The 16,222-nt window shown below is 70.5% G+C and carries 11 protein-coding genes; 4 read left to right on the forward strand and 7 right to left on the reverse strand.

Annotation, left to right across the window (positions count from 1 at the left end; translation table 11 throughout):
• Positions 1-57 precede the first annotated feature (57 nt).
• From DYZ02_RS02545 to DYZ02_RS02565, 5 genes are all read right to left on the reverse strand, one after another.
• Positions 58-561: an ATP-binding cassette domain-containing protein gene (locus DYZ02_RS02545; RefSeq protein WP_181896870.1), complete on the reverse strand. Its 504-nt coding sequence runs from the start codon at positions 559-561 to the stop codon at positions 58-60.
• Complete coding sequence (locus tag DYZ02_RS02550; protein WP_115684859.1) at positions 552-1,229, reverse strand: CbiQ family ECF transporter T component; 678 nt, start codon at positions 1,227-1,229, stop codon at positions 552-554. Before DYZ02_RS02550 ends, DYZ02_RS02545 begins: the two co-directional genes overlap by 10 nt.
• Positions 1,226-2,011 (reverse strand): ECF transporter S component, encoded by a 786-nt coding sequence (locus DYZ02_RS02555; RefSeq protein WP_115684860.1) that lies wholly within the window; start codon positions 2,009-2,011, stop codon positions 1,226-1,228. Before DYZ02_RS02555 ends, DYZ02_RS02550 begins: the two co-directional genes overlap by 4 nt.
• Positions 2,012-2,108: 97 nt before the next feature.
• Entirely contained in the window at positions 2,109-3,107 is a 999-nt protein-coding gene (locus DYZ02_RS02560; protein WP_115684861.1) for a nucleoside hydrolase, read from the reverse strand.
• Positions 3,108-3,109: 2 nt separating this feature from the next.
• Positions 3,110-4,330, reverse strand: coding sequence for an MFS transporter (locus tag DYZ02_RS02565; RefSeq protein WP_115684862.1), 1,221 nt, complete (start codon positions 4,328-4,330; stop codon positions 3,110-3,112).
• A gap of 103 nt (positions 4,331-4,433) precedes the next feature.
• Between DYZ02_RS02565 and DYZ02_RS02570 the strand changes: the two genes are divergently transcribed.
• Positions 4,434-4,949, forward strand: a complete 516-nt coding sequence (locus DYZ02_RS02570; protein ID WP_245945560.1) for a hypothetical protein — start codon at positions 4,434-4,436, stop codon at positions 4,947-4,949.
• Between the two features lie 15 nt (positions 4,950-4,964).
• Here the strand turns inward: DYZ02_RS02570 and DYZ02_RS02575 are convergent, their stop codons facing one another.
• Together DYZ02_RS02575 and DYZ02_RS02580 are read right to left on the reverse strand one after the other, a co-directional pair.
• The gene (locus tag DYZ02_RS02575) at positions 4,965-5,873 is read right to left on the reverse strand and encodes a hypothetical protein (RefSeq protein WP_115684863.1); all 909 of its coding nucleotides are present in this window, start codon (positions 5,871-5,873) and stop codon (positions 4,965-4,967) included.
• Between the two features lie 86 nt (positions 5,874-5,959).
• Positions 5,960-7,555, reverse strand: a complete 1,596-nt coding sequence (locus DYZ02_RS02580; RefSeq protein ID WP_115684864.1) for a carboxylesterase/lipase family protein — start codon at positions 7,553-7,555, stop codon at positions 5,960-5,962.
• Between the two features lie 166 nt (positions 7,556-7,721).
• Here DYZ02_RS02580 and DYZ02_RS02585 point away from each other — a divergent pair, with 166 nt between their 5' ends.
• The 3 genes from DYZ02_RS02585 (at position 7,722) to DYZ02_RS02595 (ending at position 16,219) form a co-directional block, all read left to right on the forward strand.
• Positions 7,722-8,648 carry a hypothetical protein gene (locus DYZ02_RS02585; RefSeq protein ID WP_181896871.1) on the forward strand — a complete coding sequence of 309 codons (927 nt, stop codon included), beginning with the start codon at positions 7,722-7,724 and terminating at the stop codon, positions 8,646-8,648.
• Between the two features lie 33 nt (positions 8,649-8,681).
• Positions 8,682-12,347 (forward strand): ABC transporter ATP-binding protein, encoded by a 3,666-nt coding sequence (locus DYZ02_RS02590; RefSeq protein ID WP_115684865.1) that lies wholly within the window; start codon positions 8,682-8,684, stop codon positions 12,345-12,347.
• Between the two features lie 125 nt (positions 12,348-12,472).
• Positions 12,473-16,219: a multifunctional oxoglutarate decarboxylase/oxoglutarate dehydrogenase thiamine pyrophosphate-binding subunit/dihydrolipoyllysine-residue succinyltransferase subunit gene (locus DYZ02_RS02595; protein WP_115684866.1), complete on the forward strand. Its 3,747-nt coding sequence runs from the start codon at positions 12,473-12,475 to the stop codon at positions 16,217-16,219.
• Positions 16,220-16,222 lie beyond the last annotated feature (3 nt).

Genomic DNA, 16,222 nt, shown 5'->3' on the forward strand with positions numbered 1-16,222 from the left:
TTCGTTGTACGGCTCGCGCCGGGGGTGGTGGTGGTGGGAGCGGCGGCAGGGTCGGGGTTATGAAGGGGCCTCGTCCTCGACGACCCCTTCGCGGGCCTCGACGTACTGGTGGCCGAGGAGGACCACCCTCGCCGCAGATTCGCGCAGGACGCCGGCGATGCGGCGGGCGGAGGCGGCGTCGAGGCCCGCGAAGGGGTCGTCGAGGACGAGGGTGTCGGGCTCGAGGATGGCCACGCAGGCGAAGGCGAGGCGGCGGGTCTCGCCGCCCGATAAGGTCGCCGGGTCGCGCTCGGCGAGGCCGTCGAGCCCCGCGCGGGCCAGCATCTCCCCCGCCCGGCGCTGCATCTCGGCGCGCGGCACTCCCCGCTGCTCAAGGCCGATGCAGACCTCCTCGACCACCGTGGCGCGCAGGTAGGAAACGTGCGAGACGGCGTCCTGGCGCATCACCGCCACACGCGGCAGGCGCTCGTGCAGGTGCCTGGCGAGCAGGCTGAGGCCCGAACCCGAGTCGCCCACCACCTGGACCACGCGCCCGGCGCGCTCGATCAGCCCTATGTCCACAGGACCACCCCCACCGCGACCAGCGGGGCGGCCCACCGCACCGCGCGCTGCAGCGCGGAATCCGGGGCGGGGCGCAGCACCGTGCGGGAACCGGGCAGGTCGTAGCCCGCCGTCTCGAGGGCGAAGCCGCGGTTCGCGCCGCTGGAGAGCAGATCCGCCAGTACCGGCAGGACCACGTGCGGCACGACCGTTCGGGCGTTGATCCGACGCCCGCGCAGACGGTTCGCGTCACGCACCGCGCGCACCGTCGCCGCGCCCTGGGGAAACAGTTGCAGCGCCGAGCCCGCGATGTAGGCCAGGCGGTTGCCGCCCGGCAGGGCCTGCAGCGCCTTGACCAGCTCGGGGACGCTCACAAAGGCCATCGCCGCCAGGAAGCAGGACATGAGCGCGGCGAAGCGCAGGGACAGCTCCCCCGCCACCGCCAGGCCGTCCGCCGTGATCAGAGGCGCGATCCGGTGCTCGCCGTAGGGGGCGTGCACGAGCGCCATCGACAGCGCCGCCGGCAGCGACAGGGCCAGCACCGCGAGCGCGACCTTCGCGCTGCGGGTGCGCGCCGTCCCCGCCGCCACGGCCGCCAGCGCCACGGCCGCCGAGAACGCCGGGTGGTTGACGCCCAGCACGGCGATCCACCCGCTCGCCGCGAGCGAGAGGGCGGTCAGCGGGTTCACGCCGGTTCGTTCTCGCCCAGCGCGGAAAAGGAGCGCACCGTCTTTTTCGGCATCGCCTTCAGCGCCCCGAAGACGATGAGCATGACCAGAGCTTTGTCCAGCGGGTCGGAGACGAAGGACTGGAAGGTCACCGACTGCAGCAGCGATGCCCCCATCTCGCGGAAGAGCCAGACCACCGCGCCCGTGCCGACGCCCGAGGTGCCGCCGTAGACGAAGGCCGCCACGGGCGCGGCGACCATTCCCCCGACGATGCCGAGGACCACGCCGGACACGACCGCGAAGCCCGCGTTGCGGAACGCCCCGAACTTGTGGATGAACACCCCGGCGAGGTAGCCCACCAGCGCCGCGCCCGCCGCGAACGGCAGCGCCGCGGGGGTGAACAGGCTCCACACCACGTTGTTCAGCGCGCCCGTGGCCATCCCCGCCACCGGCCCCGCCAGGGCGGCGACGAGCACGGTGCCGATGCTGTCCAGGTAGAGCGGCAGGCCGATCGAGCCGACGATCTGGCCGACCACGGAGTTGATGATCATGGCGATCGGGATCAGCCCGATCGTGCGCGCCGGCAGGGTGGGCAGCGCCGCCGCCAGCAGCAGGACGGTGCCGAGGCCGTAGCCCGCGAGCGTGACGAGCCCCTCGCGCGAGGAGGTGACGTTCTCCCAGTCGCCCGGGCGCACGAGCACGATGTAGAGCCAGGTGGCGAAGATGAACCCCGCGCCGAGCGCGGCAAGCGCCCGCCGGGCCGGGGTCCACTGCGGGGCGGTGAGGTCGGTGGTCTGCGACATAGAGCACTCCAATGGGCGGGTCGAATCCGCCCGCCTATGTCACCTCGGCGGGCCCGAACGCGGAAAGTGTAGCAGGCCGGGTTCTACAACGCCGGGCTCAGTCCTCGGCGCGCGCGTGGCGCACCGCGTCGAGCTCGTCCGCGCCCCCGCCGAAGAAGCGCGCATGCACCCCGCAGGCCCGCTCGAACTCGGCCCACGCCTTATCGACGTCCGCCCCCGTCACTACTAGGGCATTCGGCTCCCTGCCCCACACGTCGCGCAGGTCAGCGACGGAGGTGCCGCGCATCAGCTCCGAGTCGGCCTCGACGTCCACGGCGGTGGAGGTGGCGTCGTAAGGCACGGCCCCGAGGGCGATCTCGCAGGTCAGCAGGTCGTGGATCTGGGCGCGGTAGCCCTCGCCCACCTCCTCGTGGAACTCGAAGTAGAACCGCAGGATGTCGGGGAGGTACCCGGCCGCGGGGGCCGGCCCAAGCTTCTCGACGACCCGCTCCAGCCCGTCCGGATCCAGCAGCATCCGCTCCGTCACCCCCAGCGAACACACCGTCACCGGCGCCGGCGCCGCCGCGAAGACCTCGCGGGCGGCGTGGGGGTCGACCCAGAAGTTCCACTCGGCACTCGGCGTGGTGTTGCCCGGGTAGTTGAACGCCCCTCCCATGACCGTGACGTGGCGCAGCCGCGCGAAGTGCTCCGGGTGCAGGCGGCGGAAGGCCGCGAGGTTGGTCAGCGGCCCGGTGACGATGAGGTGGAGGTCATCCGTCCCCCGCTCGATGGCGTCGACCCAGAGGGCGTCCCAGTCGCTCTCCACGTAGCGCTCTGGGGCGCTGGCGTAGCCCAGGCCCGTCTCCCCGTGCGTCTCGGGGGTGGTGGTCAGCTCGTGGACCAGCGGGCCCGGCACCCCGGCGGCGACCGGGATGGTGCGCAGGCCGCACAGACCGAGCACCCACGCCGCGTTGGCGGCGCACTGGGCCGCCTCGACGTTGCTGGAGGTGGTGGTCACCGCCTCCAGCTCGATGCGGCGCTCGTGGTGGCAGGCGGTGAGGTAGACCAGCGCCAGCGTGTCGTCGATGCCGGGGTCGCAGTCGAAAATAACGCGCATTGTTACTCCTTGATGCCCTGGGTGCTTAACGTGCGGGTTTCCTGGCCGCGGGTGAGCCAGACGACGAGGGAAAGCGCGGCGATCACCCCGCAGGAGGCGAAGGCCGCCGCGAAACCGTAGCGCTCCGCGAGCATACCCACCACGATCGGCGCGAAGATGGCCCCGGCGTCCTGCGTCATCTGGAAGGTGGACAGCACCGTGCCGCCGGAGCGCCGGTTGCCGATGATGTCCGCCAGCGCCGCCTGCTGCGCCGGGTTCATCAGCCCACCTCCCACTCCGGCGAGCGCCGAGGCGATGATCAACGACCAGAAGGTCGTGGCGAATCCCATGCAACCCGTGAACACAGCCACGGCGACGAGGCCGGAGACGACGAGCGGCTTACGACCGTGCCGGTCCGCCAGCCGGCCCGAGAACTGCAGGGTCACCGCAGTGCCCAGCGCGTAGGCCGTCAAGGCCAGGCCGGCCGCCGCCCCGCCGTTGGCGAAAACCGCCGCGGCGAAAAGGGGCAGCACGGACACGCGCGCGCCGAAATTCGCCCAGCCGTTGGTGAACGCCGAGGTCAACAGGCTCTGGTAGGTCGGCATGGCGAGCGCCTCGCGCACGTGCATCGGCGGCAGCTTCGCGGGCAGCACCGCCCGGCCGCGCGGCGTCGAGGTGGCCGCCCACACCATCACGGCCGCCACCGCCACGCCCATGCCGTAGACGGCGAAGGGCAGGCGGAAACCGAGGAAGGACAGCGCCGCCCCGATGACGGGCCCGATGATGTTGCCCAGCAGGAACGCCGAGGCGTAGAGCGCATTCGCGCGGCCCCGGATACTCGGGTGCGTCACGCGCACGATGAGCGCCTGGGCCGACAGGGTGAACATGGTCGAGCCGAATCCCGCGATGAAGCGCAGCGCGAAGATGTGCCAGTAGGCCTGGGCGAAGGCCACGAGGAAGGTCGCCGCCGCCACAATGAACAGGCCGGTGAGGTAGACGGGGCGCGAGCCCAGCCTGTCCACGAGAAGCCCGGCTCCGGGAGCGCCGATCAGACGGGCCGCCGCGAAGACGGAGACCACCGCGCCGGCGGCGGCGAGGGAGACGCCGAAGCTGGCGGTGAACTGCGGGAGGATCGGGGCGATGAAGCCGTAGCCCAGGGCGATGATGAACGCCGCTGCGGCGAGCACCCAGATTGTCGTGGGGATCTTCGGAGCCGCGCCGGCGGAGGGATCTGCTGTTGTCATTTCACCTACACCCTAGCCCCGGCGGCAAATCACCTGCCCAATACCACACATTTGTTCGATATTGGGACCGTTCATGTCGAACCGGTTTTCTAACCTCGGGGCCATGACGAAGAACAACATGCCCCAGCAGACCTTGACCCCGCAGACCGTGCCCCAGCAGATCTCCGCCGAGGGCCTCGCGAGGGAGATCTCCCGCGAGCACGCGCCGACGGTCGACGCCCTCCGTTCCATCATCCGCCACCCCCGTTCCCTGGCCCGCTCCACGGCCTCGTGGCGCCCTCCCGTCAAAAAGCTCCCACGTGTGGGAGGATCCGCCTCTCTCACGGTCGCCGTCACCCGGCGCCGCGTGGGGCCGCGCGCCCGCGCCCGCATCCAGGGCTACGGCGAAACCCACGTGCCCGCCTACATCATCGAGCTGCGCGTGACGGACCCCTCCGGGATGCCGGCGGACCCCGCCGTCAACGAGGCGTGGATCCGCTGCCTCGTTTCCCCGGACTCGCTCCGGGCCGTCCACGAGCTTCCCGGCTCGCGGGCCACAAGCTACGTCTGGCTTGTCGACGCCACCTACGCGCCCGTCCTCTCCCCCGCCTCCATGTTCCAGGGGCTCTCGGCGGCGTAGGGTGCGGAGACGAGACTAGACCTCGTCCTGGTCCGGGTCCTCCGCGGCCGGGTCGATCTCGGTGCGGGTGTCGCGGCTCGCCGTGGCCTGGGGTCCGGCCTCGGGCTGCGCCGCGAAGTGCGCGCCCGCGTCCTCGGCGTCCACCGCGTCGTCCCCCTCGGCCGGGTCGTCGTCCAGCAACTCGCCGTCGTCCTCCCCGAAGATGTCGTAGACGTCGGGCTCGTCGAAGTCGTCCTCGACCGGCAGCAGCTGGGCCTCCCAGTCCTCGGCCTGGTCCGCGGCGAGCGAGAGGACGTCGAAAAGCCTGTCAAAGTCGGCGAAGCGGCCCAGGTCGAGCACCTCCGCCTCCGAGATCGCCTCGGTGTGGATGGTCTCGAACAGCCGCGCCCGGTCCTCGTCGGTGAGCTCGGCGTCGCCGTCGGACTCCCACAGCTCCCCGATTGCGTCGCCCATCAGGTCGTCGTAGTTGTCGGACAGGGCCACGAACGACACCGAGGCGCACGGCTCGCCCTCCACCACCTCGACCAGGACCTGCAGCTCCGCGCTCTCACCCACCTCGGCGCGCACGAGCTGGCTGTTCACGCTGTCCTGGAAAAACTCCAGGTCAGCGATGCGCTCGTCCGTCCCTTCGAGCAGGTCGCGCAGGACCGTGACCACCTCGTCGGTGGCCATGTGCTCCGCCACCGTCGCCACGGCGCTTTCCACGGAGAAGACGACGGAGACCAACACGGCCTCGAACTCCTCGTCGTCCTCGTCCACGTCCGCGGCGGCGATGTAGACGTTTGCGGCGGGCAAGTGCGGGTCAACCTCAACGAACTGGATCTCCACGTCCGCCGTGATCGGCACGAACATGGTCTCGTCGTGCACTCGCGATTCGATTCCCTCACGGTCAAGGGCGGCGGCGATGTCCTCGAAAAAGCTCATGGCGCACCAAAGTCCTTCCAAAGGTGTTAAGGAGAGCCCGCCCCGCGCGGAGACGGCCTGCCCGTCGAGTCTCGACCCGCCCCAGCCTAGCCACGAACCCGTTCCTGCGCCGTCTCAGCGGAGGAAACATCGAAGAAGGCAGCGAGCGACTCCACCAGGTCCTCCCGGTTCGTCCCCCATTCACGCATGTCGAACTCCTCCCACGCCCGCCGCTGCTCCGCCTTCGGGTCGTACTCCACCCGGAACGAGTCCCGGAACACCGCAGTCGCCCGGCCCGGCATGTCGTCGCAGCGGAAGCCGTAGCGCGGCCACTCCTCCCCCGGCGCGCCCGTGTGGAAGAAGGAACCCCAGTGGAACTGCATCGCCCTGCTGATGTCGTCCAGGCCCGCCCGCGAGCTGAAACGGTCGATCTTGGAGGCGCGCGTGGCCAGCGGATCGCCGAACACCGCGACCAGGTCCGCGGTGTGCATCGCGCCCAGGCCGAGCCGCCGCATCGTCGCCGAAGCGTAGTCGAAGCGGTACATCCACGTCGCCGCCGCTCGGCGGTGGGCGGTGGCGAGCATGACCGAAGGCGCCCAGAACACCGCGTCCGCGATGAGCTCGGCGAAATCCCCGCGCCCCTCCGCGTGGCCGTAGGCCTCCAGGACGCGGTGCGCGTTCGCGGAGTCGAACACCTCCAGCGCGCGCAGCGCGGCCCTCGTCCTCGCCTTGGACGTCTGGTACAGCGCCTTGGCAAAACTGGCCTCGTCGGCGTTCGTGCCGATGATCAGCGGAACCGGCGCCTGCTCGCCCGCCTCGAAGGCGTCGATCGGGTGCGCGGGCAGGGTCGTCCCGTCCACGGTGGGCATGAACGCGGTGTTGAACTGGGTGATCTCCCGGCTGTTGATCAGCATCGACTGCCCGACGCGAACGAGCTCGCGGGCGTCCTCGCCGCGCAGCTCGTCGAGGGTGGTCAGCCGGGACAGGCCCATGCCGTCGATAAGCGTGCGCACCCACATGGCCGCCTGCAGCCGCGAGTGGACGCTGGCGCAGGGGGCCGACTGGGCAATGCCGCGGTGGAACAGGCCGCGCGCGGCGGGTGCCGCCATGAGGTGGGCCACGGCCGCTCCCCCGGCGGACTCGCCCATGATCGTGACGTTGCCCGGATCCCCGCCGAAGCGGGCGATGTTGTCCTTGACCCACCGCAGGGAAAGGATCTGGTCCAGAAGAGCGGGGTTGGCCACGCAGTCGTGGCCGAGCGAGCGGAAATCCAGGTAGCCGAGAACGCCGAGGCGGAAGTTCACGGAGACGTAGACGACGTCGGTGGTGACAGCGAGGTTGTGCCCCTGCAGCACCTTCTCGTGGCTCGCCCCGGTGACGAAGGTGCCGCCGTGGAAATACACGACGACGGGCAGAACGTCGTCGCTGTCCGGGCGGACCACGTCGAGGGTGAGGCAGTCCTCCGTGCCGTAGACGGCATCGCCCCACCCGAAGGTGCCCTGCAGCGCGGGCTCGGCGTAGGCGCTCGCGTCGCGCACGCCTTTCCAGGGCCGGGCGGGGCGGGGCGCGCGGAACCTGTGCACGCCCGAGGTGTCGTCGCCGTACGGGATGCCACGCCACGTGCGCACGCCGGTGCGCTCATCGACGACACCCCGCACCGCCCCCGCCGAAGTCGGGGCGACGGGACCCGCAGCAGACTCCATGCACCCCAGGGTAGCCAGAGGCGCCGCTCCAGTCCCTGCGAGCTCGGGCACAGCCCCATGGGAGTGCCGGGAGGGAATGAATCGTGTTTCCTGGGTGCTGGACACTACAGGCGCACGCCTGATTGAATTTCCCCTCTCCCCTACACGGACCCCACAGGAGGACACCATGGCTTTCGGGCGACACACCACCACCCGCCCCGGCACCGACCCGGAGGTGCAGGGCATCATCACCGACGCGCTGAGCTCCGACGCCGCCGCACTGGAGCGCGAGGCGGGACCGATCGGGCGCGCCTTCATCGCAGCGGTGGACAAGGCGGTCCACCTGCAGTCCGGCCCGATCCGCGCCTACGTGGACTGGGTGCGCCGGCAGAACCCGGACGCCACGCCGGCGCAGGTGCAGGAGATCATGGACAAGCACTTCCGCAACGCCGTCACGGGCACGGGGGCCGGCGCGGGCGCGGCGGCGGCCGTGCCGGGCATCGGGCTCATCACCGGGGCGGCCGCCGTGGCCGGCGAGTCCGTGCTCTTCCTCGACATCGCCGCCTTCTACACGGTGGCCAGCGCCTACCTGCGCGGAGTGGAGATCTCCGACCCCGAGCGCCGCCGCGCCATCGTGCTCGTGGCGCTGACCGGCTCCAAGGGCCTGGCCGTCGTGGACACCCTCCTGGGCGAGAACACGAAGAAGCTGCCGACGGCCGCCACGCTGTCGCGCTTCTCCGGCCCGACGCTGGTGGAGGCGAACAACATCCTCACCCGCGCAGCACTCAAGCAGGTCCGGCGCAAGATCAGCAAGGCCTGGATCGGCAAGCTCCTTCCCCTCGGCCTCGGCGCCCTGGCGGGCGTGGGCGCCAACCGCAAGCTTGCGGCGGCGATCGTCGACAACGTCTCCCCCAGCCTCGGGCCCATCCCGGCGCACTTCTCCAGCGAGCTGCCCGCCAAGTCCGACGGTTCCCTCAAGGACGCCCTGAGCCCGCGGACCTTCCTTGACTTCGTCAACAAGGCCTTCGGGCGCGACGGGCGCGACGGCTCCGAGGCAGCCGAGGCCCCGCAGCCCGAGGAAGGAAAGAAGGGACTGTTCCGCCGCAAGAAGTAAACACCCCCGACAAGCAAAGGCAGGCCCAGCTCAGTGCCAGATAGTTCGACCGCGCAGCGCGGGCGCTCGCTTCTCACCCGGACGCTGTCCGCCAACCGGGCGACTGCCGCCCTCGCCTTCTCGACGGCCGCCGTCGCGGCCGTCGCGCAGGTGGCTCTGCCCGCCTTGACGGGCCGCGCGATCGACGTCGCCACCGGCCAGGTGCCCGGCTCCGTCGCCCGCATCGCCTGGGCGATGGTGGGGGTGGCACTGCTCACGTACGCGATGTCCTGGGTGCGGCGCTGGTCGGCGGGGCGGTTGGCGTCGCAAAGCCAGCACTGGGTGCGGGTGAGCCTGCTGCGCACCCTGCAGCGCCTCGACGGCCCGGGCCAGGACGAGATCGTCACCGGGCAGATCGTCTCGCGCTCCATCTCGGACCTCAACCAGTTCCACATGGTGCTGGCCACCCTGCCGATGTTTTTCACGCGCGCGCTGCAGCTGGCGGTGACGCTGGCCGCGATGTTCCTCATGGACGTGCGCCTCACCCTGCTCTCCCTGGCTCTGCTGCCGCTGATCCTGTGGGAGGCGAACCGCTCGCGCACCGCGCTCTACGCCGCCACCTGGGTCAACCAGCAGTCCGCGGCGGATCTGACCGCGCACGTGGAGCAGACGGTCTCCGGCGTGCGGGTGGTCAAGGCCTTCGGCCGGGAGGAGCGCGCGATCGACGAGCTGGACCGCCTCAGCCGCGACCTCTACGCGGTGAAGATGCGCGCGGCGAGGCTGACGGCGCGCTTCCAGCCGGTGCTGAGCCAGCTGCCGAAGATCGCGCTGGTGATCACCATCGTCGCGGGCGGTGTGACCGCAATCCGCGGGGGCATCTCCGTCGGCGGCTTCGTCGCCTTCACCTCGTACCTCACCTCGATGACCAGCATGATGAGCATGCTGACCAACCAGTACGTGCGCCTCCAGATGGGCCGCAGCTCCGTGGACAGGCTCGGCGAGGTCCTCGCCCTGCGCCCGCGCCGCAACGATCCGGCCCACCCGGCCGGACCCCCATCGGGACCCGCGGGCCTGCGCTTCGACGGCGTGCGCTTCTCCACCGGCGGCCACCGCGTCCTCGACGGCTTCTCGCTCGAGGTCCGCCCCGGCGAGTTCCTCGCGCTCGTCGGCCCGGCCGGCGCGGGCAAGTCGATGGCGGCCCAGCTCGCCGGCGGGTTTTACGAGCCCGAGGGGGGAAGCATCTCGCTTCTCGACGCCCACTCACACGCCACCGACTACTCCACCCTCTCCACCGCGGCGATCCGCTCCACGGTGACCTGCGTGTTCGACGAGGCCTTCCTGTTTTCCTCCTCGGTGCGCGACAACATCGCGCTCGGCGCGCCCGGCGGCGCCGCGACGGACGAACAGGTCGCGGAGGCAGCGCGGCTGGCCCGCGCCGACGAATTCATCGAGCGCCTCCCCGACGGCTACGACACCCTCGTCGGCGAGCGCGGCCTGACGCTGTCGGGCGGGCAGCGCCAGCGCATCGCCCTGGCCCGGGCGCTCATGTCGCGCCCGGCGGTGCTCGTGCTCGACGACGCCACCAGCGCCATCGACGCCGAGAACGAGGCGACGATCCTGGACAACCTGCGAGCCCACCTGCGCGACGTGGCCGTCATCGCGGTGGCCCACCGCCAGTCCACCGTGGACCGCGCCGACCGGGTCGCCGTGGTCGAGGCCGGACGCGTCGTCGCCGCCGGCCCGCGCAGCGAGATCGAGGCGGACCCGGCCTACAGGCGCGTCATGGCGCCGCAGGCCGCGCCGGCCGAGACCGAGCGGCCCGGGCCCACGCGGGCGGAGCTCTGGCCCGACGTGGCCCGCCCCGCACGCGAGCGCGTCGTGCTGCCCACGGGCGGGCACGGCCGCGCCATCACCGCCACCCCCAAGCTGCGCGAGCGCGTCGCCTCCCTGCCACCGGCCCGCGAGCAACCCCGCATCGACGCCGCGGCCCTGCGGGAGCCGAACCGCCCCTTCTCCGTGCCCGCGCTGTTTCGCGCGGTGAAGTGGCTCATCGCCGCGACGGTGGCGCTACTCATCGTCGGCGTGCTGGCGGACCTCGCCTTCCCCACCCTCGTGCGCGCCGCGATCGACCGCGGCATCGAACCGGGTGACACAGCGACACTGTGGCGCGTCGGCGGCCTCGCCCTGGCGGTGGTGGCGGCGGCGTGGGCCAGCGAGGCGCTGATGACGGTGCTCAGCTCGCGCGCCGGCGAACGTCTCCTCTACGGCCTGCGGCTGCGCAGCTACGCCCACCTGCAGCACCTCGGCCTGGCCTACTTCGAGCGCCACCTCTCCGGGCGGATCATGACGCGCATGACCACGGACATCGACACGCTTTCCGGGTTTTTGCAGACGGGCCTTGCCCAGGCGATCGTGTCCACCGGCACGCTCGTCGGCGTGGCGTTCATGCTCGTGGCCACCGACGGCAGGCTCACCCTCGTGGCGCTGGCGGCCGTGCCCCTCATCGCCGCCGCCACCGCCGTGTTCCGCGTCCTGTCGAAGCGCTGTTACCAGGCCGCGCGCACCCAGATCTCCGCGGTCAACGGCGAGTTCGCGGAGCTCATCGGCGGCATCCGCACCACCCAGATGCACCTGGGCGAGCGCAGCGCCGAGGACCACTTCGAGACGGAGTCGGACACCTACCGGCGCTACCGCGTGCGCTCCGCCGCGCTCGTGGCCACCTACTTCCCGGGCATGCAGGCGATCTCGCAGATCATGACGGCGGTCATCATCGCCGTCGGGGGCGCCCGCGTGGCCGAGGGCGACCTGAGCGTCGGCGTGCTCGTGGCCTTCACCATGTACCTGAGCCAGCTCTACGGGCCGATCCAGCAGCTGGGCCAGATCTTCGACTCCTGGCAGCAGGCGACCATCTCCTTCGGGCGCATCACCGAGCTGCTCGACACGCGCACCACCGTTCCCGACACCGGGCGCCACGGCGGGGCCGCGGATGCGGCCCGGGGCGCCATCGGGCTCTCCGGCGTCACCTTCGCCTACGACCCGGCGGCGCAGCCCGTGCTGAGCGACCTCGACGTCACCCTGCGCGCCGGGGAGACGGTGGCGCTGGTGGGACCCACCGGGGCGGGCAAGTCGACCGTCGTGAAGCTGATTGCCCGCTTCTACGACCCCGTGCGCGGCACCGTGCGAGCCTCCGGGGAGGACATCGCGCGCTTCCCGCTGGCGCAGTGGCGCCGCGCCGTCGCGCAGGTCCCGCAGGAGACCTACCTCTTCCCCGGCACCGTCGCGGAGAACATCGCCTACGGCGTCGACTCCGCCACCGATGCCGAGATCGAGGCCGCGGTGGCCCGCATCGGGGCCCTGCCCGTCATCGCCGCCATCCCCGGCGGCTTCAACCAACCCGTCGGCGAAAGGGGCCGCGGGCTGAGCTCTGGGCAGCGCCAGATCATCGCGCTGGCGCGCGCGGAGATGCTCGAGCCCGACCTGCTGCTTCTCGACGAAGCCACCGCCACCCTCGACCCCGCCACCGAGCGCGACGTCCTCGACGCCACCGAGCAGGCCACCGCCGGGCGCACCTCCGTCATCGTCGCGCACCGCCTGGCAACCGCCGCGAGAGCCGACCGCGTACTCGTCATACATAAAGGACGTATCATGGAGGACGGTTCCCACGAAGCCCTTCTCAACCGGGGCGGGGCGTACGCCCGCATGTGGTCCATCAACCGCTAACGGGGGTGGGTCGTGCGCGCGCCCGAGGGAAAGCCGGGAGCGAGTTAGCGCTCGCTCGCGGCGGACAATTAGAGTCGATAAAGTTAGCGCTTTACATCACCCAAGAAGAGAGGCGAGCACCTGCCGTGAGCAGCGACAACACTTTCGGCCAGAATGACTGGCTGGTAGACGAGATGTTCCAGCAGTACAAGGAGGATCCGAGCTCCGTGGACAAGGAGTGGCGCGAGCTGTTCGAGAAGCAGGGTTCGCCCGCCACCGCGGAAGGCACCGCCTCGGTCACCCCCGCGCCGCAGGCGCCGCAGGCTGCCAAGGCAAAGACCGAGCCCAAGGTCGCCTCCTCCACCGCGGCGCCGAGCCAGGACGGCCGCCAGACCAAGGTCGACGAGGCAGCCAAGGACACCACCAAGAAGTCCCCGGCCACCCTGCCGAAGCCCAAGGTCTCCCCGCTGGACAAGGTCGGCTCCGTGTCCGTCGAGCCCGGCGAGACGCAGCTCAAGGGCGCGTTCCGCGCCATCGCGAAGAACATGAACGAGTCTTTGAGCGTGCCCACCGCCACCACGGTGCGCGACATGCCGGTCAAGCTCATGTTCGAGAACCGCGCCCTGATCAACGACCACCTCAAGCGCACGCGCGGTGGCAAGATCTCCTTTACCCACATCCTCGGCTACGCCATCATCCAGTCCACCAAGCTCCACCCGGACATGAACAAGAGCTACCGCGAGGAGGGCAACAAGTCCTTCGCGGTGCAGCCGGAGCACATCAACCTGGGCCTGGCCATCGACCTGCCCCAGAAGGACGGCTCCCGCTCCCTCGTCGTCGCCGCCATCAAGGAGTGCGAGCGCCTCTCCTTCAGCGAGTTCGTCGACGCCTACGAGGACATCGTCGACCGCGCCCGCGAGGGCAAGCTGACCATGGACGACTTCCAGGGCGTGACCATCCAGCTGACCAACCCGGGCGGCATCGGCACCCGCCACTCCATCCCCCGCCTCATGGCCGGCCAGGGCACCATCGTCGGTGTCGGCGCGATGGACTACCCCGCCGAGTTCGCGGGCGCGTCCGAGGACCGTCTGGCGGAGCTTGGCGTCGGCAAGCTCGTGACCCTGACCTCCACCTACGACCACCGCGTCATCCAGGGCGCCGAGTCCGGCGAGTTCCTCCGCGACATCTCCCAGCTGCTCATCGACGACAAGTTCTGGGACGAGATCTTCACCGCGATGGAGATCCCCTACGCCCCGCTGCGCTGGGCCCAGGACCTGCCGAACTCGGGCATCAACAAGGACACCCGCGTCATGCAGCTGATCGAGGCGTACCGCTCCCGCGGCCACCTCATCGCCGACACCAACCCGCTGCGCTGGCACCAGCCCGGCTTGCCCAAGCCGGACGCCCGCGACCTGCTCATGGAGACCCACGGCCTGACCCTGTGGGACCTCGACCGCACCTTCCACGTCGGCGGCTTCGGCGGCAAGGAGACCATGACCCTGCGCGAGGTCATCTCGCGCCTGCGCGCCGCCTACACCCTCCACGTCGGCGCCGAGTACACCCACGTCCTCGACCGCGACGAGCGCGAGTGGCTGCGCGACCGCGTCGAGGCCGGCATGCCCAAGCCGACCAACGCCGAGCAGAAGTACATCCTGCAGAAGCTCAACGCCGCCGAGGCCTTCGAGAACTTCCTGCAGACCAAGTACCTCGGCCAGAAGCGCTTCTCCCTCGAGGGCGCCGAGACCCTCATCCCGCTCATGGACGCCGTCATCGACACCGCCGCGGGCCAGGGCCTCGAGGAGGTCGTGATCGGCATGCCACACCGCGGCCGCCTCAACGTGCTGTTCAACATCGTGGGCAAGCCCGTCGCCACCATCTTCAACGAGTTCGAGGGCAACATGCAGTCCGCCCAGCAGGGCGGCTCCGGCGACGTGAAGTACCACCTCGGCTTCGAGGGCGAGCACATCCAGATGTTTGGCGACGGCGAGATCAAGGTCTCCCTGGCCGCCAACCCTTCCCACCTCGAGGCCGTCGACCCGGTCCTCGTCGGCATCGCCCGCGCGAAGGCCGACCACCTCAAGCACACCGCCGGCCGCACCGACAACCCGGTCGTGCCGATCATGCTCCACGGCGACGCCTCCTTCGCCGGCCTGGGCATCGTGCAGGAGACCCTCAACCTGTCCAACCTGAACGGCTACACCGTCGGCGGCACCGTCCACATCGTGGTGAACAACCAGATCGGCTTCACCACCACCCCGGATTCGGGCCGCTCCACCTACTACGCCACCGACCTGGCCAAGGGCTTCGACTGCCCCGTCTTCCACGTCAACGGCGACGACCCGGAGGCGGCCGCGTGGGTCGCCCAGCTGGCCACGGAGTACCGCCGCGAGTTCGGCAAGGACGTCTTCATCGACCTCATCTGCTACCGCCTCCGCGGCCACAACGAGGCCGACGACCCGACGGTGACCCAGCCGCTCATGTACGAGCAGATCCAGTCCCACCCCTCGGTGCGCACCCGCTACACCAACGACCTCATCGGCCGTGGCGACATCACCCAGGAAGAGGCCGAAATCGCGGCCCAGGACTTCCACGACCAGCTCGACTCCGTCTTCTCGGACGTCAAGGCGAACGAGGGCAAGCCCAGCGAGCAGACCGGCATCACCGAGGCCCAGAAGCTCACCCGCGGCCTGGACACCAACATCACCGAGGAGACCTTCAAGCGCCTCGCCGCGTCCTACCGCGACCTTCCGGAGGAGTTCACGCCGAACAAGCGCCTGAAGTCGGTGCTGAAGAAGCGCGGCTCCTCCTTCGAGGACGGTGACATCGACTGGGGCTGGGGCGAGCTGCTCGCCTTCGGCTCGCTGGCGGAGCAGGGCAAGTTCGTCCGCCTCGCGGGCGAGGACTCCCAGCGCGGCACCTTCACCCAGCGCCACGCCGTGATCTACGACCCGGAGACCGGCGACGCCCTCAACCCGCTGGACGCCAACGCCATCGACGCCGGCAACGAGGGCCGCTTCCAGGTGTTCAACTCCGCGCTGACCGAGTACGCGGGCATGGGCTTCGAGTACGGCTACACCATCGGCAACGGCGACGCCGTGGTCGCGTGGGAGGCCCAGTTCGGCGACTTCGCCAACGGCGCCCAGACGATCATCGACGAGTACCTCTCGTCCGGCGAGACGAAGTGGGGCGAGCTGTCCTCCCTGATCGCCCTGCTGCCGCACGGCTACGAGGGCCAGGGTCCGGACCACTCCTCCGCCCGCATCGAGCGCTTCCTGCAGCTGGTCGCCGAGGGCTCCATGACCATCGCCCAGCCGTCGACCCCGGCGAACCACTTCCACCTGCTGCGCCGCCAGGCTCTCGGCGAGATGAAGCGCCCGCTGGTCGTCTTCACCCCGAAGTCGATGCTGCGCAACAAGGCCGCCGTCTCCCAGCCCTCCGACTTCATCGAGGTCGAGCGCTTCCAGTCCGTGATCGACGACCCGAACTTCGTCGCCCGCGGCAACAAGAAGGTCGAGGGCGCGGACCACTCGAAGGTGGAGACGATCATCCTGTGCTCCGGCAAGATCTACTGGGAGCTGGACAAGCGCCGCCAGCAGGACAAGCGCGACGACGTCGCGATCGTCCGCGTGGAGATGCTGCACCCGATCCCCTTCAACCGCCTGCGCGACGCCTTCGCGAACTACCCGAACGCGAAGCAGATCCGCTGGGTCCAGGACGAGCCGGCCAACCAGGGCGCGTGGCCGTTCTACAACGAGCACCTGCGCAACCTCATCGAGGACATGCCCGAGATGGTGCGCGTGTCCCGCCGCTCGCAGTCCACGACGGCGACCGGCGTGGCCAAGGTCCACCAGATGGAGGAGAAGCAGGTCATCGACGAGGCCTTCGCCAAGTAGCTG

The sequence above is a fragment of the Corynebacterium senegalense genome, assembly GCF_900411315.1.
Classification (GTDB): Bacteria; Actinomycetota; Actinomycetes; order Mycobacteriales; family Mycobacteriaceae; genus Corynebacterium; species Corynebacterium senegalense.

Excerpts from the sequence above, each read along its gene's own strand:
- DYZ02_RS02555 (WP_115684860.1), bottom strand. The coding sequence starts at position 2,011 with ATGTCGCAGACCACCGACCTCACCGCCCCGCAGTGGACCCCGGCCCGG.
- DYZ02_RS02560 (WP_115684861.1), bottom strand. The coding sequence starts at position 3,107 with ATGCGCGTTATTTTCGACTGCGACCCCGGCATCGACGACACGCTGGCG.
- DYZ02_RS02565 (WP_115684862.1), bottom strand. The coding sequence starts at position 4,330 with ATGACAACAGCAGATCCCTCCGCCGGCGCGGCTCCGAAGATCCCCACG.
- DYZ02_RS02570 (WP_245945560.1), top strand. The coding sequence starts at position 4,434 with ATGACGAAGAACAACATGCCCCAGCAGACCTTGACCCCGCAGACCGTG.
- DYZ02_RS02575 (WP_115684863.1), bottom strand. The coding sequence starts at position 5,873 with ATGAGCTTTTTCGAGGACATCGCCGCCGCCCTTGACCGTGAGGGAATC.
- DYZ02_RS02580 (WP_115684864.1), bottom strand. The coding sequence starts at position 7,555 with ATGGAGTCTGCTGCGGGTCCCGTCGCCCCGACTTCGGCGGGGGCGGTG.
- DYZ02_RS02585 (WP_181896871.1), top strand. The coding sequence starts at position 7,722 with ATGGCTTTCGGGCGACACACCACCACCCGCCCCGGCACCGACCCGGAG.